At 69.6% G+C, this 26829-nt stretch carries 25 protein-coding genes; 10 read left to right on the top strand and 15 right to left on the bottom strand.

The window, feature by feature from the left end:
• Positions 1 to 248: 248 nt before the first annotated feature.
• Complete coding sequence (locus ACFQ91_RS03505; protein ID WP_198499904.1) at positions 249 to 557, bottom strand: cupin; 309 nt, start codon at positions 555 to 557, stop codon at positions 249 to 251.
• Positions 558 to 694: 137 nt separating this feature from the next.
• On the opposite strand from ACFQ91_RS03505, the gene ACFQ91_RS03500 reads away from it, so the two are divergent.
• Both ACFQ91_RS03500 and ACFQ91_RS03495 read left to right on the top strand, forming a co-directional pair.
• Positions 695 to 1423 (top strand): peroxidase-related enzyme, encoded by a 729-nt coding sequence (locus ACFQ91_RS03500; RefSeq protein WP_198499903.1) that lies wholly within the window; start codon positions 695 to 697, stop codon positions 1421 to 1423.
• Positions 1420 to 2628 (top strand): pyridoxal phosphate-dependent aminotransferase, encoded by a 1209-nt coding sequence (locus ACFQ91_RS03495; RefSeq protein WP_376870979.1) that lies wholly within the window; start codon positions 1420 to 1422, stop codon positions 2626 to 2628. Before ACFQ91_RS03500 ends, ACFQ91_RS03495 begins: the two co-directional genes overlap by 4 nt.
• Before the next feature lie 88 nt (positions 2629 to 2716).
• Here ACFQ91_RS03495 and ACFQ91_RS03490 read toward each other — a convergent pair whose 3' ends face one another.
• The 4 genes from ACFQ91_RS03490 to ACFQ91_RS03475 form a co-directional block, all read right to left on the bottom strand.
• A complete protein-coding gene (locus ACFQ91_RS03490; RefSeq protein ID WP_140954867.1) occupies positions 2717 to 3076 on the bottom strand; it encodes a metalloregulator ArsR/SmtB family transcription factor in 360 nt (119 codons plus the stop codon).
• A 117-nt stretch (positions 3077 to 3193) separates the two neighbouring features.
• The gene (locus ACFQ91_RS03485) at positions 3194 to 4183 is read right to left on the bottom strand and encodes an ABC transporter substrate-binding protein (protein WP_198499901.1); all 990 of its coding nucleotides are present in this window, start codon (positions 4181 to 4183) and stop codon (positions 3194 to 3196) included.
• A 13-nt stretch (positions 4184 to 4196) separates the two neighbouring features.
• The gene (locus tag ACFQ91_RS03480) at positions 4197 to 4784 is read right to left on the bottom strand and encodes a peptidoglycan-binding protein (protein WP_137826531.1); all 588 of its coding nucleotides are present in this window, start codon (positions 4782 to 4784) and stop codon (positions 4197 to 4199) included.
• Between the two features lie 96 nt (positions 4785 to 4880).
• Entirely contained in the window at positions 4881 to 5525 is a 645-nt protein-coding gene (locus ACFQ91_RS03475) for a GyrI-like domain-containing protein (protein WP_198499900.1), read from the bottom strand.
• A 169-nt stretch (positions 5526 to 5694) separates the two neighbouring features.
• Between ACFQ91_RS03475 and ACFQ91_RS03470 the strand changes: the two genes are divergently transcribed.
• From ACFQ91_RS03470 to ACFQ91_RS03455, 4 genes are all read left to right on the top strand, one after another.
• Positions 5695 to 6366, top strand: coding sequence for a HEAT repeat domain-containing protein (locus tag ACFQ91_RS03470; protein ID WP_198499899.1), 672 nt, complete (start codon positions 5695 to 5697; stop codon positions 6364 to 6366).
• A gap of 142 nt (positions 6367 to 6508) precedes the next feature.
• Positions 6509 to 7570 (top strand): MerR family transcriptional regulator, encoded by a 1062-nt coding sequence (locus ACFQ91_RS03465; protein WP_198499898.1) that lies wholly within the window; start codon positions 6509 to 6511, stop codon positions 7568 to 7570.
• Positions 7571 to 7724: 154 nt separating this feature from the next.
• Positions 7725 to 9194, top strand: a complete 1470-nt coding sequence (locus tag ACFQ91_RS03460; protein WP_198499897.1) for an LssY C-terminal domain-containing protein — start codon at positions 7725 to 7727, stop codon at positions 9192 to 9194.
• Positions 9195 to 9260: 66 nt separating this feature from the next.
• Positions 9261 to 9752: an SRPBCC family protein gene (locus tag ACFQ91_RS03455; protein WP_198499896.1), complete on the top strand. Its 492-nt coding sequence runs from the start codon at positions 9261 to 9263 to the stop codon at positions 9750 to 9752.
• 49 nt (positions 9753 to 9801) lie between these two features.
• Here ACFQ91_RS03455 and ACFQ91_RS03450 read toward each other — a convergent pair whose 3' ends face one another.
• The gene (locus ACFQ91_RS03450) at positions 9802 to 10467 is read right to left on the bottom strand and encodes a MarR family winged helix-turn-helix transcriptional regulator (RefSeq protein ID WP_232623748.1); all 666 of its coding nucleotides are present in this window, start codon (positions 10465 to 10467) and stop codon (positions 9802 to 9804) included.
• Positions 10468 to 10553: 86 nt separating this feature from the next.
• Here ACFQ91_RS03450 and ACFQ91_RS03445 point away from each other — a divergent pair, with 86 nt between their 5' ends.
• Positions 10554 to 11540 (top strand): hypothetical protein, encoded by a 987-nt coding sequence (locus ACFQ91_RS03445; RefSeq protein WP_198499895.1) that lies wholly within the window; start codon positions 10554 to 10556, stop codon positions 11538 to 11540.
• A 35-nt stretch (positions 11541 to 11575) separates the two neighbouring features.
• Here the strand turns inward: ACFQ91_RS03445 and ACFQ91_RS03440 are convergent, their stop codons facing one another.
• Positions 11576 to 13486, bottom strand: coding sequence for an acetate--CoA ligase (locus ACFQ91_RS03440; protein ID WP_198499894.1), 1911 nt, complete (start codon positions 13484 to 13486; stop codon positions 11576 to 11578).
• Positions 13487 to 13590: 104 nt separating this feature from the next.
• On the opposite strand from ACFQ91_RS03440, the gene ACFQ91_RS03435 reads away from it, so the two are divergent.
• The gene (locus ACFQ91_RS03435; RefSeq protein WP_198499893.1) at positions 13591 to 14400 is read left to right on the top strand and encodes a hypothetical protein; all 810 of its coding nucleotides are present in this window, start codon (positions 13591 to 13593) and stop codon (positions 14398 to 14400) included.
• Between the two features lie 82 nt (positions 14401 to 14482).
• On the opposite strand, the gene ACFQ91_RS03430 is transcribed toward ACFQ91_RS03435, so the two are convergent.
• From ACFQ91_RS03430 to ACFQ91_RS03410, 5 genes are all read right to left on the bottom strand, one after another.
• Positions 14483 to 15034 carry an AAA family ATPase gene (locus tag ACFQ91_RS03430; protein WP_376870991.1) on the bottom strand — a complete coding sequence of 184 codons (552 nt, stop codon included), beginning with the start codon at positions 15032 to 15034 and terminating at the stop codon, positions 14483 to 14485.
• A gap of 105 nt (positions 15035 to 15139) precedes the next feature.
• Positions 15140 to 16129, bottom strand: a complete 990-nt coding sequence (locus tag ACFQ91_RS03425; RefSeq protein ID WP_198499891.1) for an NAD(P)-dependent oxidoreductase — start codon at positions 16127 to 16129, stop codon at positions 15140 to 15142.
• Positions 16130 to 16173: 44 nt separating this feature from the next.
• Positions 16174 to 19011, bottom strand: coding sequence for an alpha/beta fold hydrolase (locus ACFQ91_RS03420; protein WP_376904035.1), 2838 nt, complete (start codon positions 19009 to 19011; stop codon positions 16174 to 16176).
• A gap of 7 nt (positions 19012 to 19018) precedes the next feature.
• Positions 19019 to 20047: a 3-oxoacyl-ACP synthase III gene (locus ACFQ91_RS03415; protein WP_198499889.1), complete on the bottom strand. Its 1029-nt coding sequence runs from the start codon at positions 20045 to 20047 to the stop codon at positions 19019 to 19021.
• A gap of 244 nt (positions 20048 to 20291) precedes the next feature.
• Positions 20292 to 21338, bottom strand: a complete 1047-nt coding sequence (locus tag ACFQ91_RS03410; RefSeq protein ID WP_198499888.1) for a hypothetical protein — start codon at positions 21336 to 21338, stop codon at positions 20292 to 20294.
• Positions 21339 to 21539: 201 nt separating this feature from the next.
• On the opposite strand from ACFQ91_RS03410, the gene ACFQ91_RS03405 reads away from it, so the two are divergent.
• Both ACFQ91_RS03405 and ACFQ91_RS03400 read left to right on the top strand, forming a co-directional pair.
• Entirely contained in the window at positions 21540 to 22343 is an 804-nt protein-coding gene (locus ACFQ91_RS03405; protein ID WP_198499887.1) for a 3-oxoacyl-ACP reductase, read from the top strand.
• A gap of 115 nt (positions 22344 to 22458) precedes the next feature.
• Positions 22459 to 23319, top strand: a complete 861-nt coding sequence (locus ACFQ91_RS03400) for a MurR/RpiR family transcriptional regulator (RefSeq protein WP_198499886.1) — start codon at positions 22459 to 22461, stop codon at positions 23317 to 23319.
• Between the two features lie 16 nt (positions 23320 to 23335).
• On the opposite strand, the gene ACFQ91_RS03395 is transcribed toward ACFQ91_RS03400, so the two are convergent.
• From ACFQ91_RS03395 to ACFQ91_RS03385, 3 genes are all read right to left on the bottom strand, one after another.
• The gene (locus ACFQ91_RS03395; RefSeq protein WP_198499885.1) at positions 23336 to 23581 is read right to left on the bottom strand and encodes a hypothetical protein; all 246 of its coding nucleotides are present in this window, start codon (positions 23579 to 23581) and stop codon (positions 23336 to 23338) included.
• A 652-nt stretch (positions 23582 to 24233) separates the two neighbouring features.
• The gene (locus ACFQ91_RS03390; protein ID WP_198499884.1) at positions 24234 to 24809 is read right to left on the bottom strand and encodes a dienelactone hydrolase family protein; all 576 of its coding nucleotides are present in this window, start codon (positions 24807 to 24809) and stop codon (positions 24234 to 24236) included.
• 17 nt (positions 24810 to 24826) lie between these two features.
• Positions 24827 to 26410: an FMN-binding glutamate synthase family protein gene (locus ACFQ91_RS03385; protein ID WP_376871003.1), complete on the bottom strand. Its 1584-nt coding sequence runs from the start codon at positions 26408 to 26410 to the stop codon at positions 24827 to 24829.
• Positions 26411 to 26829 lie beyond the last annotated feature (419 nt).

The following is a 26829-nucleotide window of genomic DNA, read 5'->3' as shown; positions in this document are numbered from 1 at the left end:
ATTCGATAGATAAGCTTCGTGCCCATCGCGATTCCTCCTTCTCGTGTTCCCTTGCCACTGGGGCCAGGGTGTTGCACTAGAAGTTAGAAACCGCCGCTGAATGATCTGTCCAGAACGACCTCAAGTCGGTGGGCAGTGGAGGATCAACGGAAGTCCGCGATTCTCCGGACGCAGAGTGTCGAATCGCGAGGGCAGATTCGACACTCTGCGTCCGGGAGATCAGCTCAGACCCCGCCAGCCCGGCCGCGTCACAGCCTTTCGACCTCGACGAAGTTGACCGCCTCGTCGCTGCCCGGGTTGGAGACCTCGTGCTCGGAACCGGCGGCACGCGTGTAGGCGACGCCGGCTTCGAGCTCCGCTGTCAGCTCGGTGCCGTCGGCATTGCGCACGTGCATCGTGTCGGTGACCATGGGCACGACGACGTACTCGTGTTCGTGCCGGTGCATCGGGATGATCCCGCCGGGCTCGATCGTCCACTTCGTCACCCGGAACACTCCGTTGTCGAGCTGCACCTCCCCGGTCGCCCCGGTGTCCGCTGCTGCGTCATCTGTGCTCATCGTCCCGACTCCTTCGTTGGTGGTGCGCGCCAGAGGGTTGGGCCGCAGCGATGTCCCAGCGGGAATTGCTCCGGCAGAGCCTGCGGCCGTCCGCCCACCCTAAGCCGACTGCTGCGGCGACGGCTAGCATGTGCACTATGCGATACCCCATGGCTGACATCGCCGAGGTCGACGACGACATCCGCGAGCACATCCTTGCCGTGTCCGAGAAGACGGGATTCGTCCCCAACGTCTTCCTCTCCCTGGCTCGTCGCCCCGACGAGTTCCGCGCGTTCTTCGCCTACTACGACGCCCTCATGGAGAAGGAGACGGGGAACCTCACGAAGGCCGATCGCGAGATGATCGTGACAGCCACCTCGGCGGCCAATCACTGTCTCTACTGCGTCGTCGCCCATGGTGCGGTGCTGCGGATCTACGCGAAGGACCCGTTCGTCGCCGACCAGGTCGCCGTCGACTACGCCCACGCGGACATCACCGACCGGCAGAAGGCGATGCTCGACTTCGCGATGACGGTTGCGCAGGCGCCGTGGACGATCACCGAGGAGGACCACGCCGCCTTGGCCGCCCACGGCTTCGACGCGGAGGACGCGTGGGACATCGCCGCGATCACCGGCTTCTTCGGACTCTCGAACCGGATGGCCCACATCGCCGGCATGCGCCCGAACCCCGAATTCCACCTCATGGGCCGGACCCCGCGCGAGAAGCGGAGCACCGAGGCGGCGGCCCCTGCCGCCGACACGGCCGATTCGAGGGAGCCGGCGGACACGGACGCTCCCGCACCGACCGAGACAGCGCGTCAGCCCAGCGAATCGACGGCCGCCCCTGCGCCGGCGACCCCGACCCCGAAGGAAGCGAACCGACGATGACCATCGACCACACGCCGAGCCTCCACGTCTCCGAACGCGCCGGCCGCGTCCGTCCGTTCGCTGCGATGAACATCGTCGCCAAGGTCCAGCAGATGCAGCGGGAGGGACGCGACGCGATCGCGATGTGCCTCGGCGAACCGACGCAGGGAGCCCCGAGCCCGGTCAAACGGCGGGCGGCCGAGGCGCTGAGCGACGGCACGAACCTCGGCTACTCGGCGATCTTCGGCATCCCCGACCTGAAGGAGGCGATCGCCGGTCATTACCAGGACTGGTACGGCGTCGACATCCCGATCGAGCGGATCCAGGTGACGACGGGATCCTCCGGCGCCTTCCAGACGGTGTTCCTCACGTGCTTCGACGTCGGCGACCGGGTGGCCGTGGCCCGCCCCGGCTACGGCGCGTACAAGAACATCCTCGCCGCCCTCGGTGCTGACATCGTCGAGCTCGACTGCGGTGCCGACCACGGCTACCAGCCGACCGTCGACCTCCTCGAGCAGGCCCACGCCGAGGCGCCGCTGGCCGGCCTCATGCTCGCCTCGCCCGCGAATCCGACGGGAACGATGATCGGGGCCGACCACCTCGGCGAGCTCATCAGCTGGTGCCGCGACCACGACGTCCAGGTGATCTCCGACGAGATCTACCACGGCATCAGCTACATCGGCACGCCCGGGGAGACCGCGCTCGCCCACGACGACGAGGCGATCGTCATCTCCTCGTTCTCGAAGTACTGGGCGATGACCGGGTGGCGGCTGGGCTGGGCGATCCTGCCCGAGCGCCTCGTCACGGCCGCGACGAACGTCACCGGCAACCTCGCCCTGTGCGCTCCGGTCCCCGCCCAGTACGCCGCCCTGGCCGCCTTCGACCCCGAGTCCTATGCCGAGTGCGAAGCTGCCGTTGCCTCGTTCGCCCGCGCCCGGGACCATGTCCTCGCCGCGACCGATGACCTCGGGTTCACCGATATGGCCCCGCCCGATGGCGCGTTCTACATGTATGCCCGCATCGACGACATCCTCGCCCGCTCGGACGGTCGGTTCGCGACGGCGACCGACTGGTGCGAGGACATCCTCCAGGCCACGGGCGTCGCCTTCGCCCCAGGCGACGACTTCGATTCCGTGGACGGCTGGCGATCCGAGCGCCTGTCCCTGGCCGTCGGTGCCGACCGGACCGCCGAGGCGCTCGACCGGGTCCTCGACCACCTCAGCTGAGGGCCGGCGCGGGTCTCACGCGACCGGGCGGGGTGCGGGGGCTTTCGTGTCCGGGCGAGGCGCAGACCTCACATGACCGGGCGGGAGCTCAGTGCTCGTGGCCCTCGACGGTGTGGGCGATCGCGTCGAGGATGATGTGGGCGACGTGGTCGTCCTTGAGCGAGTAGTACGCCTCCCGGCCGACGCGGTTGACCCCGACGAGGTGGAGCCCGCGGAGGAACTTGAGGTGCTGGGACACGAGCGGCTGCGACAGCCCCGTCGAATCGACGATGTGCGTCACCGTCGCCTCGCCGTGCGCGAGGACGAGGAGCATCTTCAGCCGGGACGGAGTCGCGAGCGCCTTGAAGAGGTCGGCGGTCTCGGAGATCGCCTCGAGGTTGCCCTCGGGATCGCGCAGCAGGGCCTCGACGTCGGCGTTGACCGGGACGGAATCAGAAGAGGCAGCCATGGACTGAGGTTACCGCAACAGCTGTGCGGTCCCTCAACCGAGGCGACGCTCGCCGAGGCGAGATCCTGGGTCGGGACTGACCGGCCCCGGAACCGCGGCGGTCAGGGTGAAGAGCGCCTAGGCCTCGCCCTGTTCGGCCGTGCCGATGGCGTCGGGAAGGTCATCGAGCAGCCATGGGTAGCTCAGGGGCGAGAGGTTCGTCAGGGCGGTGAACTCGTCGTCGTCGAGGATCGCGTAGTGCTTGCCGCGGATGACCTTGACCTCGCGGTAGAACGGGTCGGCGAGGTCGGCCTTGTCGAACAGGCCCTCGCCCTGATCGGGGAAGTGGATGAAGAGGACATCGGCGTCGAGGCGGTCGACCTGGGACTTCTTCACCTCGTGCTCCTCCGCGGTGTACTCCTTCGCCGAGGTGGACGGCAGCAGCCCGAGACCGGTGAAGAAGCTGCTGTCGCTGCCGTCGTAGGAGAGGTAGTCGACCGAGGACTTCTCGACGTTCGCGAACGTGTAAGTGGTGTCCTCGAACTCGAGGTGGCTTGCGGCGATGTCGTCGGCGGACGCGGCGATGTCATCGACGACCGTCTTCGCCTCATCCGCCCGGTCGAGAGCCGTGGCAACAGCGGCGGTGCGATCGGTCCACGTGGCATCCGGCGCCGAGGCGACGACGGGAGCGATCTGCGACAGCGCGTCGTAGTCCGCCTCGGCGGAGTCGAGGCCGGTGGCGAGGATGACGTCGGGAGCGGCCTTCTTCAGGGCGTCGAGGTCGGGCCCGTCCGCGGCGTCGTAGGTGGCCGGGGCGTCGAGCCCCTTGTCCGTGAGCGCAGCGGCCGCCCAGGGGGAGAGGCCGCCGTCGTCCGCGGTGTCGGCGGTCGGGGCGAGGACGGGATCGACGCCGAGGGACAGGGCGATGTCGAGGTCGACGGGGCTGGTCACGGCGACCGTCGTCGGCTGCTCGGCGATCTCGGTGGTGCCGTAGGGCGAATCGATCGTCTGCGGATAGCTGCCGCGGGCCTGGTCATCGGCGGGGCCGGGCAGGATCGAGCAGCCGCTGACGAGCAGGGCTGCGGTGGTGGCAGAGGCGATGGCGGGGAATGCGGTGCTGAGTTTCACCCGGCCAGTGTAGTCAGGGCAGCGCTTCGACGTCCGTCTGGGTGCCGATGAGGTCGTCGGCGAGGGTCTCCCACTGGCCGTACGCATCCGGGTAGGCCGACCGCTGCACGGCCTGTGCCGCCTCGGTGGGCGTCATCCGATGCCAGTTCTCGATCTGGTCGAGGCCCGGGTTGTGGACCTCGGGATTGATGCCGTAGAACGACTTCGTGGCGAAGACGCGATCGGTGAGTTCGCTCGGCTCTCCCCAGCCCTGCGAGGGCCGCTGCTGGAAGAGGCCGACGGAATCGCGGTCGCCGTAGTCGATGTTGCGCAGCGAGGACTCCTGGAGCGCGGTCATGAGTGCGATCCGGATCGCCTCGTCGTCGAAGCCGCCGCCGCGACCGACGGCGATGATGAGACGGGCATTGTCGATCTGCTGCTGGTTGAGCTGCTGGACGGAGGACATCTGCATCTGCCTGATGGTCGTCGAGCCGAAGGACACGGGCGCGTTGATGATGACGACAGCGGCGATCGCCAGCGCCGCCGCTGCTGCTCCGAGGCCGATCAGGGCACCGACGAGCGGGGACCGGCGTCCCTTGCGGTGTCGAGTCTGTCGAGGCATGAATATAACGATAATGCAACAAACTTAAGGGCCAATGTGACCACGCCGTGGTTTTTGTCACAGGAAGGTCACGAAACCCTCGATGCGGGAGTGATCTCAGCGGCGCACGGGTGGGCGTCGTTCGGATCGGCGGCGCACGGGCTGGCGGAGGATCGTTCGCAGCCGCTCCGGCGCCGTCCGCCGAAAGTCGCTGAGGTAGATCTCATGATGCTTGCCGGTCATCATCAGGCCGGCGTCGGGGATGACCTCGTCGTGGAGGCGGGCGAGCACCTCGGCCTCGGCGTCGAAGGGCCCGATGTGGAGCGTCTGGACGCACGTCCCCTCGTCGAGGGTCTCGAACCGGACATCGCGCAGTCGCGGGGGAGCGCTCTTCCGCTCGACCGCCTCGGCGACCTCTTCGACCTGCGCGCGATCGAGCCAGTTGGGGACGAGGAGCATGAGGGTGAAGTCCCACGCGGACTTGTCCCGGGCCGTGGTGAAGGCGCTCATGTCCGCGGCCCACCACAGTCCTTCGAGCGGGGGGACGACGTAGTCGCGGCCGAGCTCGCGCTTGCTCAAGAACTTCAGCGCATACGCCAGCGGGTAGAGGGATTCGACCGCCGAGGTGAACTCGGGCGAGGTGTTCGGGTCGCCGTGGCCGTTGATCATGAGATAGGCCCGCGGCGGCACCTCGATGACGTCGAATTCGCCGTGGCGGGCGCGATAGCTCGGCAGGGTCTTCTTGAGATCGATCTTGTCCACGGGCTGCTCCTGTGCGGAAGTGCGGGCGACCGTCTGGGGCGGAGATGGTGTGGCGATGCCCTCTGATTCTAAGCCGGAGTCGGCATCGGGCGGCGCACTTCGGTCGCGCCGGGGCTTGACCTTGACACGCTGTCAGGGTCTTGAGTGGGGAGTGAAGGAGGTGGATGACATGACCAGACAACCGACCCATCCACAACTCACCCGGGCGCTGCGCTCGGGCCCTGCGCAGCAGCGGCTGCAGGCCGCGCTCGCGATCGGCACCGAGGCGGACGACTGCTTCCTCGACGTCCTCATCGAACGCAGTCGCACCGAGCCCGACTTCTTCGTCCGCGACATGCTCACGTGGGCCCTGACGCGCCTGTCGCCCCACCTCGTCGTCGCCCGGCTCATCGCCGAACTCGAGTCGGAGACCCCGCAGGCCCGGAGTCAGGCCCTGCATACGCTGTCGAAGATCGGGGACCGCCGTGCCTGGGCGGCGATGGATCCTGCCGTCGTCGGCTGCGTGCTCATCGCTCATCCCGACGCCGAGGTGGCCCGCAGTGCGTGGAGGTCCGCGGTTGCGCTGGTGCCGGGTGAGAGTCGGCACGAGCTGGCATCGTTCCTGGTCACGCAGTTGGGACGCGGTGATGTCGAGATGCAGAAGAGCCTGAGCAGGGCGCTGGTGTCCCTGGGCGAGGATGTCGTGTCAGTGGTGGATGGCAGTGTGGAGGCAGAGGAAGAAACAGTGCGGGCACACGCTCTGGCGACGGTCGAGATGTTCCATGACCCCGACGCCGGTTTCGCTCACGCCTTGAACGAGGCCAAGCGGGTGGTCGCACTGGGGTCCGAGGCGTCGGCATAGACCGGTTTTGGGAAGGGTCGGTTGCCTGCGGGCGATACTGTGTGGGGCAAGCACGGTGTCGCCCGCGGGGCCGGCGGCTCGGACTCCTTCCTCATGAATCCGGAGGCCGCGAGCCTGTGCCTGAGGGGAAAGCGAGGTGCGGATGCGCATCGGTGAGGTGTCCCGAAGGTCGGGAGTGAGCGCACGCATGCTCAGACACTACGAATCGCTCGGACTGCTCGCCCCGAGTGAGCGGACGTCGAGCGGCTACCGCGACTACTCCGCTGCCGACATCGGCCGCATCTTCCACATCGAGGGACTGCGGAAGCTGGGGATGTCGCTGTCCGACGTGGGCACAGTCCTCGACGAGCCCTCGTTCGGCGCCGGGGAGCTCGTCACCCGGCTCATCGCGGCGACGCGGTCCCGGATCGCCGCGGAACAGACCCTTCTCGACCACCTCGAGCGGATCGACCGGGTCGGTCTCACCGATGGCGACGGTCTGCTGGCGGCGATCGACCTCATGCGCTCGCTCGAATCCCGTGATGCCATCCAACGCCACAAGGCCGCGCTCGGCGTCGGGGTCGACGGGGGAGTGCCCGTCGAGACCCTGGTCGCGGCGGTCCTCGACGAGTCCGTGCTCAATGTCGCCGGAGCCATGCGATGGGCGCTCGCGCAGTCGGCTCCCGAGGCCGTCCCGCACCTCATCGGCGGTCTCGACTCAGCCGATCCTGCCGTGCGGCGCAACGCCGTCCGCGCGCTCGACGAGATCGCGAGGACCACCTCGGCGGACGACCTCGGCGCGGTCATCGCCGATGACCTCGTTGCGGCGCTGCGGTCCGGCCTGGGCGACGACGACCCGCAGGTGAGGACTCTCGCGACTCTCGCCCTGGGCCGGCAGCGCGACCCGATCGTCGCCTCTGCCCTCATGGACATGGCCATGGGCGGCGACACCGACGTCGAGGCGGCCGAACTCCTCGGCGGCTACTACGGCGAGGACAGCCACGACTCGCGGAGCGCGCCGGGCTCGGTGACCGGATGGATCCTCGTCGAGCTGCACGAGCGCAGCGAATCCCACGACCCGCATGAGCGCTTGCAGGTCCTCCAAGTGCTCCTCGAGATCCCGGGGCCGCTCAGCGACGGCCTCATCGCGCGCTTGAGCGAGGACATCGACCCGCGGATCGCGGCGACAGCCGCAGCGGGTCTGCGCCGACGTCGCACCCAGTGAGGTCGAGTGGGCCGTGCGGTCGGGATCGCACACAGCGGCAGCGAACAGCCTGCCGACCGCCTGCGAGACGCGCAGCGGGACGGCGGGTCACCTCGGCGTCATGTGAATGCTGCCTTGTCCCCCGCAACGGCCGTGCGCTCACTACAATTGGCCCATGACGTCACACACCGCGGCACCGGATCCCACGCCCGGGACCCCCGACAGCCATGATCGGGGCAGGCGTCGGCAGGCGTTCACCTTCCGCCGCACCCGGCACACCGTCACCGGCGTCCTCGACTACTTCTTCTTCCTCTTCGGCGGTGCCGCCTCGACGTTCCTCGCCATCCTCATCCTCATCAAGGGCTTCACCCTGGGATGGTGGCAGTTGCTCACCCTGCTCGTCTTCTGGGTGGTCATCTCCTATCTCACCCTTCCCCGGCTGCACCGGATCCTCACGCAGATCTACGTCCCCAACTACTTCATCGGGCGGGCGCGGACGTCCGACGGACTGCTCGGCGACCCCGTCAATCTCGCGTTCAAGGGGGAGGAGGCGCAGATCCATCACGCGATGAAAGCGGCCGGGTGGACCCTCGCCGACGAGATCACCGCCGCCTCGACGTGGGGCATCATCAAGTCGACGCTGACGAAGAAGAGCTACCCGGAGGCCCCGGTCTCGCCACTGCTCCTCTTCGGCCGGCGGCAGGACTTCGCCTATCAGCAGGAGGTCGACGGCGATCCGGGTCAGCGGCACCACGTCCGCTTCTGGAAGACGCCCAAGGGGTGGCTGCTGCCCGGCGGATACGAGGTCGGCTGGCTCGCCGCGGGCACGTATGACAAGAGCGTCGGCCTCTCGCTCTTCACCCTGCAGATCACCCACAAGATCGAAGAGAACACCGACGTCGAACGCGACTACATCGTCAAGACGGTGACCGAGGCCGAACCGTCGGTGACCGTCGACGTCATCAAGGACTTCTCCACCGGATACCACTCGCGCAACGGCGGCGGCGACGCGATCATCACCGACGGCAATCTGCCGATCCTCGATGTCGACAGCGTCACGACCGATTCCTCCGACTACCCCGATCGGCTCGATCTCGCGCTCGACGCCACGCAGATCTACAACCAGTCGCACACGGTCTCCGACGTCGCCCGGACGCTGTGGAGCAAGCGCCCGCTGCAGACCCTCATCGGCGCCGGCCTCGTACTCGTGCTCCTCATCTTCCAGGCCTGGGACGTCGCGAGCACCTTCACCGACTGGGGGAGCGTGCGCGCAGCGGTCGCCAGCGTCGAGGGCGACGCCGGCGGACTCTCCGACGAGGAGGTCGCCCGGATCGTCGCCGGCATCCTCATCGGGATCAGCCTGCTCATCGGCATCATCCAGGTCATCGCGAGCATCGCCGTCTTCCGCGGCAGCAACCGCGCCCGGCTGTGGATCCTCGCGCTGTCGACGTTCTCCGTCATCGTCTCGATGACGAACTTCTTCACCGGCGACAGCGACGTCGAGACGAACTTCTACTCGCTCATGACGATCGCCCTGCAGGTCGGCGTCCTGCTCACGCTCTCCAGCGACTCCTCCCGTCTCTTCACCCGCTTCAGCACCGAGGCGGCCCGAGCCGACCGGCAGGACCGCGCGATCGAGGACTGAGGCGATGCCGCGGAGTAGTCTGAAAGCGGCTGCCGCAGCGGCAGACTCAACGACGAGAGGACGCCCATGACCGATTCCCCGACACCCGCCGACGACTCCGTCTTCGACACGATCGACCCCGCCCTCAAGGTCGTCACCGCAGAGATCACCATCGACGCCCCCGCGGCCGAGGTCTTCGAACTCATCGCCGATCCCGCCCGGCAGCCGGAATGGGACGGCAACGACAACCTCGGCGAGGCGGCGCCCGGTCAGCGCATCACCGGCACCGGGGGCACGTTCATCACGACGCTGACGAAGGGTGTCGATCGGGAGAATCACGTCGTCGACTTCGAGGAGGGGCGGCGGATCGCGTGGAAGCCCGCCGAGGTGGGTCAGCCGATGCTCGGGCATGTCTGGAGATGGGAGCTCGAACCGGCAGTGGAGGGCTCTGTGCTCGTGCGCCACACCTACGACTGGACGGAGTTGCGCGACCCGCAGCGGTTGCCGCGTGCGCAGTCGACGACGGCGGACAGCCTGCGAGCATCGCTCGAGAGGCTCAAGGCCCTCGCCGAGGCGTGACCGGGCTTGAGTACTCGCTGAGCCGTGAGTTCGCCTGGCCGAGGCGATCCTATTTCGGCCAGGCGTCGGCGAGGCGGGTGAGGAGGTTCGCGAGGGTTTCCTTCTCTTCGTCGGTGAACGAGTCGAGTGCGACATCGACGCTGGCCTTCTGCGCGCCGAGGAAGCGGTTCGTGATCGCCCGCCCCTTGTCGGTGAGCGCGATGAGCGTGCGTCTGGCGTCGTCGGGGTCGGCCTCCCTGCGCAGGAGGTCGAGTTCGACGCCCTGCGCGACGAGGCGCGAGGCGCGAGGCTGATCGACGCCGATCGCCTCGCCGAGGGCGCTGACGCCGATCGCATGCCCCACCTGGGCGAGTGCGATGAGGAGACGCAGCTGGGCACGTCCGCCGAGGCGACCGCCCAGGCGGCGTGCCCACTCCCGCCACTCATCGCGTCCGACGGTCTCCCCGTGACCGGGGCCGTCCGTGTCGGTGAAGTGGCTGCCGAACGGACCGTCCTTGCCGAAGGGACCGCTGTCACCGAACGGTCCGCCGTCGCCGAAGGGGCCGTTCTCGCCGAAGAGCCCGTCCTTGCCGAACGGTCCGCCGTGCTGTCGGCCGTGACGGCCCCCGGGACCTCCCGAGCGTCCGCCAGGTCCTCCCGGGCCCGCGAATCCGCGGAAGCCGCGCCTCCATTGGAGCTTGGTGAGCGCCTCGGCGATCTTGTCGGTGGTGTCCATGCCTCGATTTTACATGTCCCTTGACATGCTTTGGGAATACATGTGACTATACATATACATGTCAGATAACAAGTAAAGGAGATGACATGTCCACCCCACACAACTTTGACAATGACAATGACCGTGACGGCCGTGGCGACACCGACAGCACCGAGGCGGCGGGCACAGACCGCGCGCGTGGTGAGGCCGACTCGTCCGGAGCGAACGCTGCCGAGCCCGTTGAGGCGAACGTCGTCGACGGCACGGGCGTCGACAGCACAGATGTCGACAGCACAGGCACAGACGCGGGCGACCGGCCCATCGACCATGAGGTGAGCGACGATGCGCCGCAGCTCGCCGATCTTCTTCGTCAGGTCGGCAGAACCCTGCGTCGGGACTTCTTCTCGGCGATGGACGATGCCGACATCGATCCGCGCGAGGTCGCGGATCTGCGGAGACGAGCACGGCGCAATCGGCGCACTGACGACGTCGTGGCCGGTGATGCCTGGCTCGATGATGCCGCCGAGACCGAGCCCGCCGATGAGGCCACCCGTGAAGCCGAGATCCGGGCCCAGGTCCGCGCGCTGCGTGACCGCGTCAATGCGCGCGTCGAGGAGGTTCTCAGTGATGACGAGGTCGCAGCCATGATCGCGACGCTGACGAAGATCGTCGACGAACTCCGTCCCGACGAGGAGGACATCCGCGAGGTCCGCGACCGCATGCGCGAGTTCGCCCGCCGCCGCGGTTTCGACTCCTCGCGCGGCTTCGACCCCTCGCGCGGTTTCGATCCCTCACGTGGCTTCGGGCCGAGTCGCGGTTTCGGCGGCCACGGTCGGCGCAGCCGTGGAGGCCGCGACGGCTTCGGGCCCGGCGCGGACCGCAGCCGTTCGGCTGACCGTGGCGGACCGCGTGGACGCGGGCGCTCCGATTCCGGCTGCGGCCCCGACGTCGACTGGGACCCCCGCGAGTTCTTCGCGCAGTTCGTCCGCGGTGCGCGAGGCGATCGCGGTCGAGGACGCGACGATGCCTACGAGCGGGGATTCGCCGACGGTTTCGAGAAGGGCTTCGAGGCCGGCAAGCGTCGCGACGACTGACCCCGCCGAGCCACCGGCAGCCCCGGCGCCTTCCATCAGTTGCGGCGCAGCACGGCCTCGAGGTCGTCGAGCACGGTGCGGTCCTCGATCGTCGAGGGCACCGCGGGGTTCTCGGCGCCGTCGGCCATCTCGCGCATCGTCTTGCGCAGGATCTTTCCCGACCTGGTCTTCGGCAGCGCAGAGACGATGTCGACCTCGCGGAATGCGGCGACCGGCCCGATCTCCCGGCGCACCATCGCGACGAGCTCGGCCTTGATCGCATCCGCATCGACCGCCTCGGCGGAATCACCGAGGACGACGAGCGCCCGCGGACTCTGCCCCTTCGTGTCATCGTGGACGCCGATGACCGCCGCCTCGGTGACGGCCGGGTGGGACGCGATGACGGCCTCCATCACTCCGGTCGAGAGCCGGTGGCCGGCGACGTTGATGACATCGTCGGTGCGGCCCATGACGAAGACGTACCCGTCCTCGTCGAGGTAACCGGAATCGCCGGTGAGGTAGTAGCCGTCGAACGCGGCGAGGTAGGAGGAGACGAATCGCGAATCGTCGCCCCACACCGTCGCCATCGTCCCCGGTGGCAGGGGCAGCTTCATGACGATGAGCCCCTCCTGGCCCGCGGGCACCGGGGCGCCGCCGGGGTCGACGACCTCGATCTGATAGCCGGGCACGGGTTTGGTCGGTGACCCCGGCTTGAGGGGGAACTGCGTGAGGCCGAGCGGATTCGCCGCGATCGGCCACCCGGTCTCCGTCTGCCACCAGTTGTCGACGACGGGGATGTCACGACCGGTCGCCTCGGCGAGCTTCGACGTCGTCCATTCGTACGTGTCCGGGTCGAGCCGCTCACCGGCGAGGAACGACGCCCGCAGGGAGGAGAGGTCGTACTTCCTCATCAGCGCCCCGTCGGGATCCTCCTTGCGGACGACGCGCATCGCCGTCGGCGCCGTGAAGTGGACGTTGACGTCGTGGTCGTCGATGATGCGGAAGAACGTGCCCGCGTCCGGGGTGCCGATCGGCTTGCCCTCGAAGAGCACCGAGGTGACCCCGGCGAGCAGCGGACCGTAGACGATGTAGGAGTGCCCGACGACCCAGCCCACGTCCGAGGCGGTGAACATCGTGTCGCCGGGTTCGAGGCCGAAGATGTTCGGCATCGAGTAGGCCAGGGCGACCGCGTAGCCGCCGGAGTCGCGGACGATGCCCTTGGGCTTGCCCGTCGTGCCCGAGGTGTAGAGGACGTAGAGCTCGTCGGTCGACTTCACTGTCACCGGGTCGATGCCCTCGGGGGTGGCGGCCAGGAGCTCGGCGTAGTCGAGGTCGGTCTCGCCCATCTCGGCCCGGTGTTCGGGACGCTGGACGATGACGGTGAACTCGGGTTTCGCCTCGGCGATGGTGATCGCCTCATCGAGCATCGGCTTGTATTCGAGGACGCGGCCGCGCTCGACGCCCGCTGAGGTGGAGATCACCGTCTTCGGCGCGGTGTCGTCGATGCGCACGGCGAGTTCGGCCGGGGCGAACCCGCCGAAGACGACGGAGTGGATCGCCCCGAGGCGCGCGCACGCGAGCATGGCGACGGCCGCCTCGGGGATCATCGGCATGTAGATGACGACGCGGTCGCCCTTCTCGACGCCGCGGTCGGAGAGAGCGCGCGCGAAGCGGGAGACCTCGTCGAGCAGCTGCGCGTACGTGATCGTGCGGACGGTGTCGGTGACGGGCGAGTCGTAGATGATCGCAGCCTGATCGCCGCGGCCGGCGGCGACGTGGCGGTCGAGCGCGTTGTAGGCGACGTTGAGTTCGCCGTCGGGGAACCAGCGGTAGATCGGGGCGTTCGCGTCGTCGACGGCCTCGGTCGGCTCCTTCACCCAGTCGATGAGCTCCTTGGCCTGCGTGAGCCAGAAGGCGCCCGGGTCCTGCGAGATCTCTGCGATGACGTCATCGTATTTCGCGTTCATGTCCCCATTGTGACGCATGGCACATCTCCTCGCCGAGGTGGGGCGTGCGAACCGTGATCTGCGACCTCCCTCATCTGCTCAGGCTCACGGGGCACAATGGGGAGATGCGCTATCTCGTTGCTCTCGTCCTCGGCGTCGTCCTTCTCTTCGTCGTCAACATCTTCGCCGACCTCTTCTCGATGCCCCGCCCGTGGGGGTCGCTCATCATGGGCGGCATCGTCGGGGTGACGATGGTCGCCGTGCTCCTCATCTGGGAGGCGGTGCGGCCGAGCCAGCACGCCGAGACCGCGAAGCCGAAGCTCAGCGAGGAGGAGCGCGCGCGGGCCCGTGCGGAGCGTCGTGCCCAGCTCGCCGCCGAGGCGGGGGTGAGTCTCGAGCGCTACGACGCGGCCGTGGAGGAGTCCGAGGACATCGAACGGCTGAAGAAGGAGACGGGCAGCGAAGGCGACGGCGAGCTGCCTGCGGAGGCTGACGCAAAGCGCCCTGCGGACGCCGCTGGACAGCGGTCTGCGGGGGCTGACGCGGAGGAGAGCGCCGGCAGCCGGAGGGACGCGGATGGCCGGGCCACTGGCGGCGCGAACTCACCGGGTCGCGCGGGTGCTGTGGCAGCAGGAGGCTCCGGCGAAGGTTCAGCGGAGCGCGAGGATCGTGCCGACGGTGCGGACGCGGCGCAGGCCGACGACAGGACTGACGGCGACTCCGAGGACCATGCCCACGAGGAGACAGCGACGAATTCGTCCCTCGAGGCTCCGCCCGTCGGGCAGCCGGGGATCTCCTCGAGCGCTCTCGACGACGAAGCCGATGCCCGCGACGCCGAGGGCTCCGGCTCGGGCTACCGGGGCGAGGAATCGAGCTCGTACGAGGGCGAGGACTCCGGCGACTATCACGGTGAGGATCCGCGCGAGTCCCGCTGACCCTGGTGTCATCCCGCTGAGCGGGCAGGGACAGAGACTGATGTCGCCCCGCGAGGTTGCGCCGGCTCGACGCGGCTCCGCCTCAGCGGCCGACGAGGGCGAGGAGATCGTCGACGGCGCGATCCCTCGTCGTCAGCACGATCTGCGGCCAGCGTTCCCCGGGCGTCGGCTCCTCCTCGGCGATGAGGTGCGAACGCAGGCCGAGCCACCGCCGCCAATGCCTGGCGAACGCGGGACCGCGGACGATGCGCGACCGCCTCTTCTGACCGCGCAGCGCCACATCGCGATCGACATCGATGAACACGCCGATGGCCGGGCGCCGACTCAGCCGCGCCAGACGCAGGAAGAGCCGCCTGCTCCACCGGCGGGTGCCGGGATCGTGGACGATGAGCGGGGGACCGCCTCGGCGGAGGATCCGGAAGAGCGCGAGCACATGAGCGATCGTGTGGACGATCGGACGCCCCAGCGTGTACGGCAGCCAGGGGGCGAGGCGACGCAGGCCGTCACGCACGGTCTCCGGATCGGAAACCCGCAGCCACGACGCCCGCCGCCGGACCTCCTTGAGGGTCTCCGTCTTGCCCGCTCCGGGAACGCCTGCGAGCAGGATCACCGGTGACGGGGCGGTCGGAGTCATGGACCCATTGTGCAGTCGTCACCTGTGACGCGGATTCGAGCCGAGATCGCGACCTCCGAGGCGACGCACCGGTGCCACGCTCTGCCCGTCGGAGCAGCGACGCCCCTACGCGCCGCTGCCGCCCCCGCGCTGCGCACAGTGCGCGGCGAGGAGGTCGAGGCCCTCTTCGATGCTCACGCGCGGCGTCCAGCCCAGCACCTCCTGCGTCCGGCGCTGGTCGAACCAGTGCGCGGTCGAGAGCTGCTCGGCGAGGAATCGGGTGAGCGGGGGCTCGTCGTCATGGTCGGACAGGTCCCACACCCGCTCGACGAGTGACCCCGCGACCAGCGCCGGCGCCACCGGAATCCGCAGCCGCGGCTCCGCGGCCCCGCCGGCGATCGCGATCCGCGACATCAGCTCGCCGATCGGACGCGGCTGTCCGTTCGTGACGACGAGCGCCTCCCCGTGCGTGACGTCGACAGCGGCCAGCGCCGCGACGATCGCCTCGACGGCGTTGTCGACGAAGAGCGTGTCGACGAGCGCGGCCCCCGACCCGAGCACCGGCATCCGGCCCGCCCGGGCCCGGTCGATGACGCGTTCGGTCAGCTGAGTGTCGCCGGGACCCCACATGAGGTGCGGCCGGAGGACGAGGACCCGGAAGTCGTCGGCATCGGCAGCCAGCGCGAGCCGCTCCCCGGCGGCCTTCGTCCGGGCGTACTCGCCCCGGGCGTGATCGGGGGAGGCCGGGCCTGCACCGTCGCCGACGATCGACTCGCCGGTGTGCGCCACCGACGGTGACGAGATGTGGACGAACCGCTCCACTCCCGCGGTCTGCGCCGCAGAGATGAGCGTCCGGGTCCCCCCGATGTTGACGGCCGCGAACTCGCTCGGGTCACCGGTCAGCGACACCTTCGCGGCGAGGTGGATGACCGCATCGGCCCCGGCGACCGCCTCGGCGACGGCGTTCGGATCGGTCACCGTGCCGAGGACATCGCGGGCACCCTCGACTCCCGACGGGCGCCGCTGGAGCGTCGTCACCGCGTGGCCGGCGGCGACGAGGGCGCGGGCCACGGACGAGCCGAGCAGGCCCGAGGCTCCGGTGACGGTGATCTTCATGAGGCTCCTCAGGTCGGTGGCCGCAGATTGCCGGGTGGCCGCACTCACACGCGACGGGGAACGCCGTCGCCGGTGAGCACGCGAGCGGCCCAGGCGGCCAACCGCGACCGGTCGATCTTCGAGTTGTGGCGGATGTCGGTGGGGAACGTCGGGGCGACGAGCACAGCCGCGAGATCCTGGCCGTCGACCTCGGCGACCCGGGCGCGCAGCCGCGCGGAGAGGTCGAGCGGGGCGAGGCCCGGTGGCAGCGCGGTCCCCTCGGCGTCGAGCACGGCGACGAGCGCCTGCGTCCCCCGCGGACCGACCCCGACGACGGCGCTGCGGCTGACCTCGGGGTCCGTGTCGATGAGCGCCTCGAGCCCGCCGGGACCCACCGGCCCGCGCGGCGTCGTCACGACGTGCTGCAGTCGACCCTCGAGCCACACCCGACCGGCGTCGTCGATGTGCCCGATGTCGTTCGTCCGATGCCAGGACCGCCCGCCGAGGCTGTCGCGCGCCGCCTGCGCAGACGTGCGCCAGAGATTGTCGTACCCGGACTTCAGGTGGGCGGCGCTGACGACGAACTCGCCGAGGCGGCCCCGCGCGTCCGTGCCCGTGAGCAGCTCATCGGCGGAGTTCCCCGCGTCGTCGATCGGGGCCAGCGCGAGCTCGACCCCGTCGATCGGGGTGCCCACGCACACGCCGAGGTCGTCCCCGGCCGCCGCCGCGGCCACCCCCTCACGGTCGATGTCGGTGAGGAGGAGTCCCTCCGTCATCCCGTACGGCGAGTGGATCGCTGCCGCGGGGAACACCTCGGCGATGGCGTCCATGAGGTCGAGCGGGACCGGGGCGCCGGCGGAGAGGACGAGCTCGACCTGTGCGCACGCGGCCCGCTGCTCGGCGCTGAGGTCGCCCGCGGTGGCGGCGACGTTGCGGTACGCGGCGGGGGAGGCGAAGACCATCGTCGCGTCACCGGCGATGATCGCCTCGGCGATCGCGGCCGCGGTGAGCGTCTTCGGCTTCGTCACGGACATGTCCGGCGTCACCGAGGTGGCCCCGATCGCCGGTCCGAGCAGGGCGAACGGCGGGAATCCGGCGACGAGGCCCGTGCCCTCCCGCACGTCGAAGACCCGGGTGAGGACGGCGGCCAGCGCGGCGATGTCCGCGTGCGTGTAGCGCACGCCCTTCGCCGGACCCGTCGACCCGGAGGTGAAGAGGATCGCGGCATCGTCCGCTCCGGTCGGCGTCGGCAGGGCACCGGTGTGCGGGGTGCGCGCGAGCTCGGTGAGGCTCGTCTCGGTGCGGAAGAGCCGGCGCTGCAGCGGGCCGAGCGGGGAGACGGAGATCCGGCGCCCGGGCCACCCGAACGCTCGCGCGAGGCCGAGTCCGGGCAGCTCCCCGATGATCCACTGCGGATCAGCCGAAGTGACCGCCCGCGTCATGCCGCGCGGGCCGAGCCCGGCGTCGGCGACGACGGCGACCGCGCCGATCTTCAGGCACGCGTAGAGCGCGGCGGTGAGGTTGTTGCCCGGCGGCACGAGCATCGACACCCGGTCGCCGGGTCGCACGCCGAGGTCGCGCAGGCCGTGCGCGATGCTCGTCGTGACATGCCACAGCTGCCGCCACGAGATCTGCTGGGCGGGATCCTGCGAGAAGTCCACCGAGGCGATCGTCTCGTCGTCGGCGCGCGCGTCGAGGATCGCGGTGACCGGACGTGGGGTGGATGCCGTGTCCTGCGCCGCGTCCGGTGCTGGTGTTGTGGGTCGCGCCGAGGCGGTCGCCGTCGAGGCGGAGGAGCCGGTGCCGGCCCTCGCTGCGGAGTCCGCAGCGGCCCCGGAGTCCGCGGCGGCCCCGGAGTCCGCGGCGGCCCCGGAGTCCGCAGCCGTCGGGAACTGCGCGGTGAGCCAGTCGAGGACGAGCCCAGGCACGTCGTAGTCCTCGCTGACGAGGTGCGAGCCGAGCTCGAAGCGGTGGACGTCGGCCTGCGGGAGGCGCCCGCGGAGGTCGCGGAGGTAGCGCTCGAGGAACACCGGGTCCTTCGGGCCCCACACGAGGAGCGCGGGACGGTCGAAGGCGGCGATGTCCGCGCCGATGCGCTGCAACTCGGCATGCGAGGGATGGTGCTCGTCGACGGGGATGTCGGCGACGAACCCGCCGATCCCGTGCCGCAGCGACGCGGACTCGTAGGGCGCGCGGAAGGCCGCACGGACCTCGGGGGAGAGCTCGCCGAGGCGCAGCGTCACCCGAAGGAAGCCGTCGGTGACGACGGTGGCCGTCGGCAGCATGGGGCCGGCGAGCGTGGCCCGCAGCGGGGCCGGGAGCGGTGCGTCCTCGGGCTGGTGGACGGCGGTGTTGAGGCTGATCGCGGCCGCGACCCGGTCGGTGTTCCGGGCCGCCCACCCGAGCGAGAGGACACCGCCCCAGTCATGGCCGATCGTCACGACGGGATGCTCCGGCCCCGCCTCGGCGGTGTCGGCTGCGGAACTGCCGGCCGCCTCGGCGAGGAGGGTTGTGACGACGGCATCGAAATCGGCGATGCGCTGGGAGATGCGGCGCACCTCGGGGCCGTGCGGGGTCGGCAGGCCGTCATGGGTCAGACGCTCGGAGAACCCCATGTCGAGCTGGTCGGGGGCGATGAGCCGCCACGCGCGCCCACCGGAGCGCGCGGATTCGACGGTGGCCGCGGCGAGGCGACGCCACAGAAACGACCACGTCGGATTGCCGTGGAGGGCGAGGATCGTGCCGGTCGGTTCGATCCCCTCGGCGCGCAGGGCCGACAGCGTGTCGAGGACGTGGAACGCATGCGCGTCGTCGCCGGTGTCGACCTCGACGATCCGGGACCACGCGGGATCCCATTCGGGCAGCGTCGGGGGAAGGGCGGCCGGCCGTCCGGGATGGTTCATCGATGTCCTACCACTCGATCTCGGTCATTGCGGTGTTGAGCCCGGAGCCGACGCCCATGCAGAGGATGCGGTCGCCCTTCTCCAGGGATTCGACCTCGCGGCTGAGCGTGATCGGCAGCGAGGCCGGCCCGACGTTGCCGAGCTCGGGGTACGTCACGGGGATCCGCTCGGGGTCGAGGCCCGCGGCGCGCGTGATCGAGTTCGTGTGGACGTCGGAGACCTGGTGCATGACGTATCGGTCCATGTTCCGCCAATCCCAGCCGTCCTCGTGGGCTTCCTCCCACGCGGCGACGACGAGCTCCATGCCGCCGGCGAGCAGTCCCTTCGTGTCGGTGAACATCCCGTTGTGGTCGCCCACGCAGAGCTCATGGTGCTGGGTGGCCGCACGGGTGATCCCGCCGAGGATGCGGTGGCCTTCCGGATGCCGATCCGCGGGGCCGATGACGGCGGCGGCCGCCCCGGAGCCTAGCGTGAGCGAGGCGAACTCGTTGAGGTACTCCTCACGGGTGATGCCGTCGCGGGTGAGCCGACGCAGGGTCGCCTCCTGGACGCGCGAGGCGTCCTCCCCGGCGACGACGAGGGCGTAGTCGATCTGCCCGGCGTCGATCATGTTCGCGGCCAGGGTCATGCCGTTGACGAAGCCGAGGCACGCGTTGGCGATGTCGAAGTTCATCGCCTGCGGCCCGAGGCCGATGCCGGCGTGGACGCCGACGGCCACCGAGGGCTCGAGGTGCTCGCGGGTGACGGAGGTGTTGACCATCAGCCCGATGGCACCCGGCTCGACACCCGCCTCGGCGAGGGCCTTCTTGCCGGCGGCCACGGCCCCGGCGACGAACTCGGCCGGCTGATCCCAGTTGCGGCGGGCGTCAACGCCTGCCACGCGCTGGAGGAGTCCGGTCGGGAGTCCGAGGGTGGTCAGAGTATCGGCGAGGCGCTCGTCGAATTCGTGGGAGGTCACTACGTTGGGGGCGATGATCTCGGCCAGACCGAGAAGAGCCACATTCGAGTGACGGAAAGTTGCGTTGCCGTTCGCCAATTGAGGTTCTCATCCCTTTTCGGGTCGTTCGTCGACGTCTGCGCCCACCGTCCTGGCGGGCAGGGTGGGCGGAGGAAGTTCGGGGACTATCCTAGCGCGCGGTGTCTGAGACTGTGCTCAGTGCCGTCGCGGCGCGGTTCCCGCCCAGGTGCCGGGGCTGCTGCCGGGGTCTGTGGCGACCTGCTGCGCCTGGGCACCCGGACTGCTACGCCTGCGGGCCCGGGCTGCCGCGCCCGCAGGCGGCTCAGCGCGTGAACCACGTGAACCCGTCGTAGAGCAGGCCGGTCGCGGCGAGGACCGCGATGCCCGCGAGCACGATCGAGGTCACGGTGTGCGAGACCTTCGAGGACTGGAAGCGCTCGGCACGCGAGTACGCCATCGGCCGATCGGTGACGTTGTGGCCGAACTGGGCGAAGATCCGCCAGTCCATGACGTCGATGAGGGACTTCGCGGCGAGCGTGAAGACGATGATCGCGCCGATGGCCATGAAGAGGAGGAAGACGAAGCCGAGGAAGCCGTACGTTTCGAAGAACGTGACGACGCGGTCGCCGATCGCGGTGATGAAGCCGGAGAACCCCTCGCCCAGCGGCAGCGGATCGAGGGAGTCCATGATCGAGTTGAGGGTCATCCGGTCGCGTTCGGTGCGGCTGGCCCCGATGTACATGACGAGCGCGGCGGCCAGGGCGACGCCGAGGTTGATGATCGTGATCGTCGAATTGTCCGGCCAGAAGTCGAGGTTCCGGATCGTGTAAGTCGCGGCCAGCGCCACGCAGATGATCGCACCGACGAGCGCGCCGACCGTGGCGGGCAGGAGGAGGTTGTTGAAGAAGACGAACGCGATGGCCGCGAGCAGACCCGCGCCGAGGATGTACGTGAAGACCGCGAGCGTGTCACCGTTGCCGGCCGTCGCCGCCCGCCGGTTCTGCGCGATCATCTGACCGGAGTGGGCGATGTTCTGCGTGAGCTCGGCGGTCGTCGCCTTCTCATCGTCCTCGGTCGTCGACATCACCCGGGTCTCGGCCTCGTCGGCGCTGTAGGCGCGCATGTCCCGGCGACGCTGCTGCGTCGGCGGCTGCCCCGGCTGCCCGTAGCCCTGCTGCGCGTATCCCTGCTGGTCATAGCCTGGCTGACCCTGCTGTCCGTAACCCGGCTGCCCGGGCTGCGCTCCGCCGGGGCCGCGGTACTCGGGGGCCGGGTACCACTTGCCGACCTTCGCGGCGAGCACGTAGATGAGGATCACGACGATGGCCGCGAGGACTCCGATCGAGAGGTTGGCGCCGATCTCGGCCATAGGCTCCTCCTTGCAGGGCAGACGGTGGATTGGACAACAGTGGTCTTGTCCTATTCTATTGGCTTCCCGCGCGCGGTCCTGCGACTCGGCGCTCCTGAGATCCGGCGTTCCTGTGACTCTGCCGTGCAACCGCCCTGACTGCACCTGTCCTGGGTAAGCTGACTGCAGAGCACTCGCGCCGGCCTTCGAAGGAGATTCCCGATGAGCAACGCCCAGGCCTTCTCGACCGCGGCGATGCCGCTCGACCAGCAGCTCGTCCTCGTCACCGGAGCCGGCCGTGGCCTGGGGGCGGCGATCGCGAAGGCGTTCGCCCACGTCGGCTCCGCGGTCGTCGTCAACTACCGCTATTCCGCGGATGCCGCGGAGGAGCTCGCCGAGGCGATCCGGGCTCGCGGCGGACGTGCGGCGGCTCTCGAGGCCGATGTCACCGACGACCGGGCCGTCGATGCGATGTTCGACGCCGCCCACGCCGAGTTCGGGATGCCCGTGTCCACCGTCGTCAACAGTGCGCTCATGGACTACACGTTCGACGTCGAGGGGCGGCAGCCGGCGGACGAGATCGACTTCGCGGACCTCTCCGCCCAGTTCCGCGGCACCGTCGGCTCGGCGATGAACACGGTCCAGGCGGCGATGAGCGGGTTCCGGGAGATCGGTTCGGGGCGGGTGATCAACGTCGGCTCGAACCTCGTCCAGAACCCGGTGGTGCCGTATCACGACTACACCGCTGCGAAGGCGGCGCTGCTCGCGCTGACCAGGACGTTCGCGCGGGACCTCGGGCCGCTCGGGGTGCGGGTCAACATGGTCTCCGGCGGTCTCCTGCGGACTACGGACGCCTCGGCGGCGACGGCGGAGGAGGTCTTCGACCGGATCGCTGAGGCGAGTGCGCTCGGGCACGTGACGACTCCGGAGGAGTTCGCCTCGGCGGTGGTCTTCTTCGCTTCCCCGGACTCCCGCGCGGTGACCGGACAGAACCTCATCGTCGACAACGGGTATGTCATGAGCTGACACCCCATTTCCAGTTCGGCCTCGCTATGCTGGAGCGATAGTTGAGGCGGTGACCTGCGGGAATCGTGCTGCCTGGGCGGTGGAGTCGAGGGCGATTTCCAAAGGAGAGGGACCGATGACGGACGACGGGCCGAGCCTGGCCATCAGCCTGCGTGCGGTGATGTCCCGGCTCACTCCGGCGGAGAAGAAGATCGCACGCGCCGTCCTGGCCGCCTACCCGTTCGCCGGGCTCGAGCCGATCGCTGACCTCGCGCACGCCGCCGGTGTCAGCGGACCCTCGGTCGTGCGGTTCGCGCGCACGCTCGGCTTCAGCGGCTACCGGGAGTTCCAGGACGCCCTCAAGGCGGAGATGCGCGAGCGCGAGGAGTCGAATCTCTCGCAGGCGCTCGCCCCCGGTGAGGGGGCGGAGTTCGATGCGGCGCGGGCCGCGTTCCACGCGGGCATCGATGAGACCTTCGACTCGGTCATCGGCGACGAGCTCGAGCGCACCGTCGAGCTCCTCGCCCAACCCAAGCGCAGCGTCGCCCTCGTCGGCGCGACGTACACGGCCCACATCGCCGACATCTTCCACGCGCAGCTCGGCTCGGTGCGTTCGGGGGTCGTCCGGGTGCACGCGAATCCGCTGCTCGCGGCCGCTGATCTCCTCGACCTCAAACGCGGCGACATCCTCGTCGTCCTCGATGTCCGGCGCTACGATCCGGCGATCACCGAGGTGGTGCGGATCGGGAAGGAACTCGGCCTCACCGTCGTCGTCTTCACCGACCTGTGGCTCTCCCCGGCGGCGTCGCTGGCTGATCGGGTGCTCACCGCCGAGGTCCGGGCGGCAGGGCCGGCGGACACCCTCGCTCCGATGCTCGCGCTCGTCGAGACGGTGAGCGAGCTCGTCGCCGCCGAGCTGGGGGAGGCCGCTGTCGACCGCCTCAGCCGCATCGACCCGCTGCGGCTGCGGCTGAGCAGGGGCGCGGACCGGCTGTGAGGGGCGGCGGTCCAGCTCATCGGCGTCGTCCCGGGTGGCGTCGCTGGCCGAAGGGGACGCTCGGGAACCCGGTCGGGATCGCGTAGGACCGTTCGCCGGCACCGCCGGTGGTCGTGTGCCCGTTTCCGGATCCGCCGAGGCTGCCCGAGCCGCTGTCGCTCGCCCGGTAGGGGGCCGGTCCGTCGGGCCCGGGCGGGGTGACGGGGATCCCGGAGGCCGGGGTGCCGATGATCGGGATGTCACCCGTCCCGCTGTCGTTCATCGCGACCACCGGCACGAGGGATGTCGGTGCTGTGTCGAGGAGACACGGGGAGCGCCGGGGTTCTGGGGTGCCGTCCGGGTACGTCGAGGGGTGGACGCAGGTGGGGAGTCGGGCTGCGTCCGCCGACGGCTCGTGGTGGGAGCCGTCGGATCGGGGCGGGTGCTGGTCATGGGGATCCGTTCGCAGAGGTGGGCGCAGGAGGGGAGCGGCGAAGTTCGCCTGGTGCGCGGTGCTCGCAGCGTGGGGTGGTCGCTGCCAGCCGGTGCGCATCGGAGTGCTGGCGATGAGGGAGCTCCGCCGTCGGAGCCTCGCTGGAGGAGGCGGACGGTCGGGGCATCGCAGCCTGAGCCGGGGAATCGAGGGCACGGGGGTGACCGTGCGTCACGGATTCCGAAGGTCGCTCACCGGTATGGAATTTTCATTCCAGAGTAGAACATTGCGTGACGAATGTAACCCCACTTTTAGAAGATTTTTCAATGACGTCATCAATGAGGCGGGCTTGTCAGGTGAGCTTGCCTGTATCGGAAACCGCCGCGAAAGGGCTCTGCCGCGGCGTGCGGGGCGCCGCGGGCGACGGCTGAGGGGCCCGGCGAGCGGCTCGGCGAGTGGCCCGGTGAGGGGCCCGGTGCGGGGGCGGCGAGGTGCCGCCGATTCAGTCCGCGAACTCCGCGAGGAAGCGGTCGGCGCGGGCGAGGAGCAGGGCGGCGCTCTCGGGCTCGAAGTCCGGCGATTCGGGGTCGCTGAAGAGGTGTGAGCCGCCCGGGTAGAGGAAGGACTCGGCCGGCGCCCCGGCAGCGGCGGCGGATTCCAAGAGGGTCTCCGCAAGACCCGGCGTGCGCCATTCGTCGTCGACGGCGAAGTGGATCTGCACGGGCACCTGCGGCTGCCAGCGGGTGCGGGAGGGGAAGCCGCCGCCGTGGAAGAGGAGGGCCGCGCGGGCGCGGGAATCGTTCTTGCCCATCTGCTGGGCGACGCTCGCCCCGAGCGAGAGCCCGGCGAACACGAGCGGCCCGGTCAGCTCGCTGCTCAGCTCGGTGACGCGGTCGACCAGCGTGCGGAACCCGACGTCCCGGGAATGGGCCACCCCCGCCTCGGCGCTGGTGAAGGTCTGCCCCGCGTAGTAGTCCGGGGTGTGGACCTCGTGGCCCCGGCTGCGGAACTCGTCGGCGATGCGGCCGATGCCTGGGGTGAGCCCGAACGCGGAGTGGAGGAGGACGATCCGGCTCATGAGCGTGTCCTGACTGGTCAGCGGCTCTGTCCGCGGGCGATGTGGAAGGTGTCCGCGCGGGCGGTGGCCCAGTCGGCGGCCCAGTCCTCGGGGGCGCCGTTGAGGAGTTCGCCGGGTTCGAGCCAGTCGTAGAGGCGGGCGTAGGACCAGGATTCGGACGGGGAGAGGTTGCGGCGGAGCATCGTCGGTTCGAGTTCGCTGGGATGGGCTGCGCCCATCGAGGCCATGAGGCGGACCGCCTCGGCGACGGTGCCGTCGTGGTAGTTGCGCACGCGTTCGGCTTTGTCGGGAACGTAGATCGCGCGAGCGCGGCGGGGATCCTGCGTGGCGACGCCGACGGGGCACTTGCCGGTGTGGCAGACCTGGGCCTGGATGCAGCCGACGGCCATCATCATGGCGCGGGCCGAGTTCGTGAAGTCGGCGCCCTGGATGAGGCGCTTGACGATGTCGGAGCCGCTCGCGACCTTGCCCGAGGCGCCGATCCTGATCTGGTCGCGCAGCCCCGCGCCGACGAGCGCGTTGTGGACGATCATCAGGCCCTGGGTGAGGGGGAGGCCGACGTTGTCCTCGAACTCCAGGGGGGCGGCACCCGTGCCGCCCTCGGAGCCGTCGACGATGATGAAGTCGGGGGTGATCCCGGTCTCGAGCATCGCCTTGCAGATCGCGAGGAACTCGGTGCGGGAGCCGACGCAGAGCTTGAAGCCGGCGGGTTTGCCGCCGGAGAGCTCGCGCATCTTCGCGATGAACTGGAGCAGCTCGATCGGGGTGGAGAAGACGCGGTGGTTCGGTGGGCTGATGCACGTCTGACCGACGGGCACGTCGCGGATCTTCGCGATCTCCTCGGTGACCTTCTTGCCGGGGAGGACGCCGCCGAGGCCGGGCTTGGCTCCCTGCGAGAGCTTGAGCGAGGTCATCTTGACCTGCGGGTCCTGGGCCTTCGCGGCGAACTTGTCGGGGTCGAAGTCGCCGTCGGGGGTGCGGGCGCCGAAGTATCCGGTGCCGAGCTCCCAGATGAGGTCGCCGCCGAACTCCTGGTGGTACGGGGAGATCGAGCCCTCGCCGGTGTCCTGGGCGAAGCCGCCCATCGCCGCGCCCTTGTTGAGCGCGCGCACGGCGTTGTCGCTGAGCGAGCCGAAGCTCATCGCGGAGACGTTGAGCAGGGAGATGTCGTAGGGCTGAGTGCAGTCCTTGCCGCCCACCCGGATTCGCGGCGGGGTGGGGGAGTTGGGCAGCGGGGTCGTCGAGTGCATGAGCGCTTCGTAGCCGGTGCGGTCGACGTCGTGCTCGGTGCCGAAGGCGTGCTCGGAGAGGATGCCCTTCGACCGTTCGTAGATCGTCGTGCGGGCGTCGCGGCTGAAGGGTCGGCCGTCCCAGTTCCGTTCGATGAAGTACTGCTGGATCTCCGGTCGGATCGACTCGAGGAGGAAGCGCGCATGTCCCGCGATCGGGTAGTTGCGCAGGATCGAGTGCTTCTTCTGCGTGACGTCCCAGGCGGCGAGTGCTCCGAGCCCGACCGCCGAGGCGGCTGCGGCGATCCGTGCGATGCGCTGTCCCGTGGTCTCACCGGTGACCAAGCGAACGATGGGGAGCTGACCTTTCATTGCGCCTCCTTGGGTTGCCCGTCAGCGCAGGCACCGAGGCGGCGGTGCGCGACGGTGGTCCCTGCACGGACTGACGGTGCTGTGGGAACTGACGGCTCTGTGCGGAACTATCGGCTCTGTGGGAACTGATGGGTCTGTGCGGATCTGACGGTTCTGTGCGGGCGGCGAACCGCGCAGGCCAGCGCGGACGACGTGCACAGGTGTGCCTCCAGCCGAGCCTAGACTGCCGCGATGGAGATTTCAGGAAAGGGCGACCTGAGTTTTCGTGAACCCTGGGTGTTCTCGGCGTGCGGGGTGGATGTTCGGAGGTGGTGGTGCGGGGTTGGCGTCTGGGGTGGGAGGGACCGCGAGTCGGGGGTGGGCGGGGATGACATCCGGAGTTGGGAGGGTCCAGGACCGGAGTAATCGGAGGTCATGGG

Source organism: Brevibacterium sp. NPDC056726 (assembly GCF_042790515.1).
Lineage (GTDB): Bacteria > Actinomycetota > Actinomycetes > Actinomycetales > Brevibacteriaceae > Brevibacterium > Brevibacterium sanguinis.
Note: the sequence above shows the minus strand (reverse complement) of the source record. Positions and strands in the feature narration are given on the sequence as shown.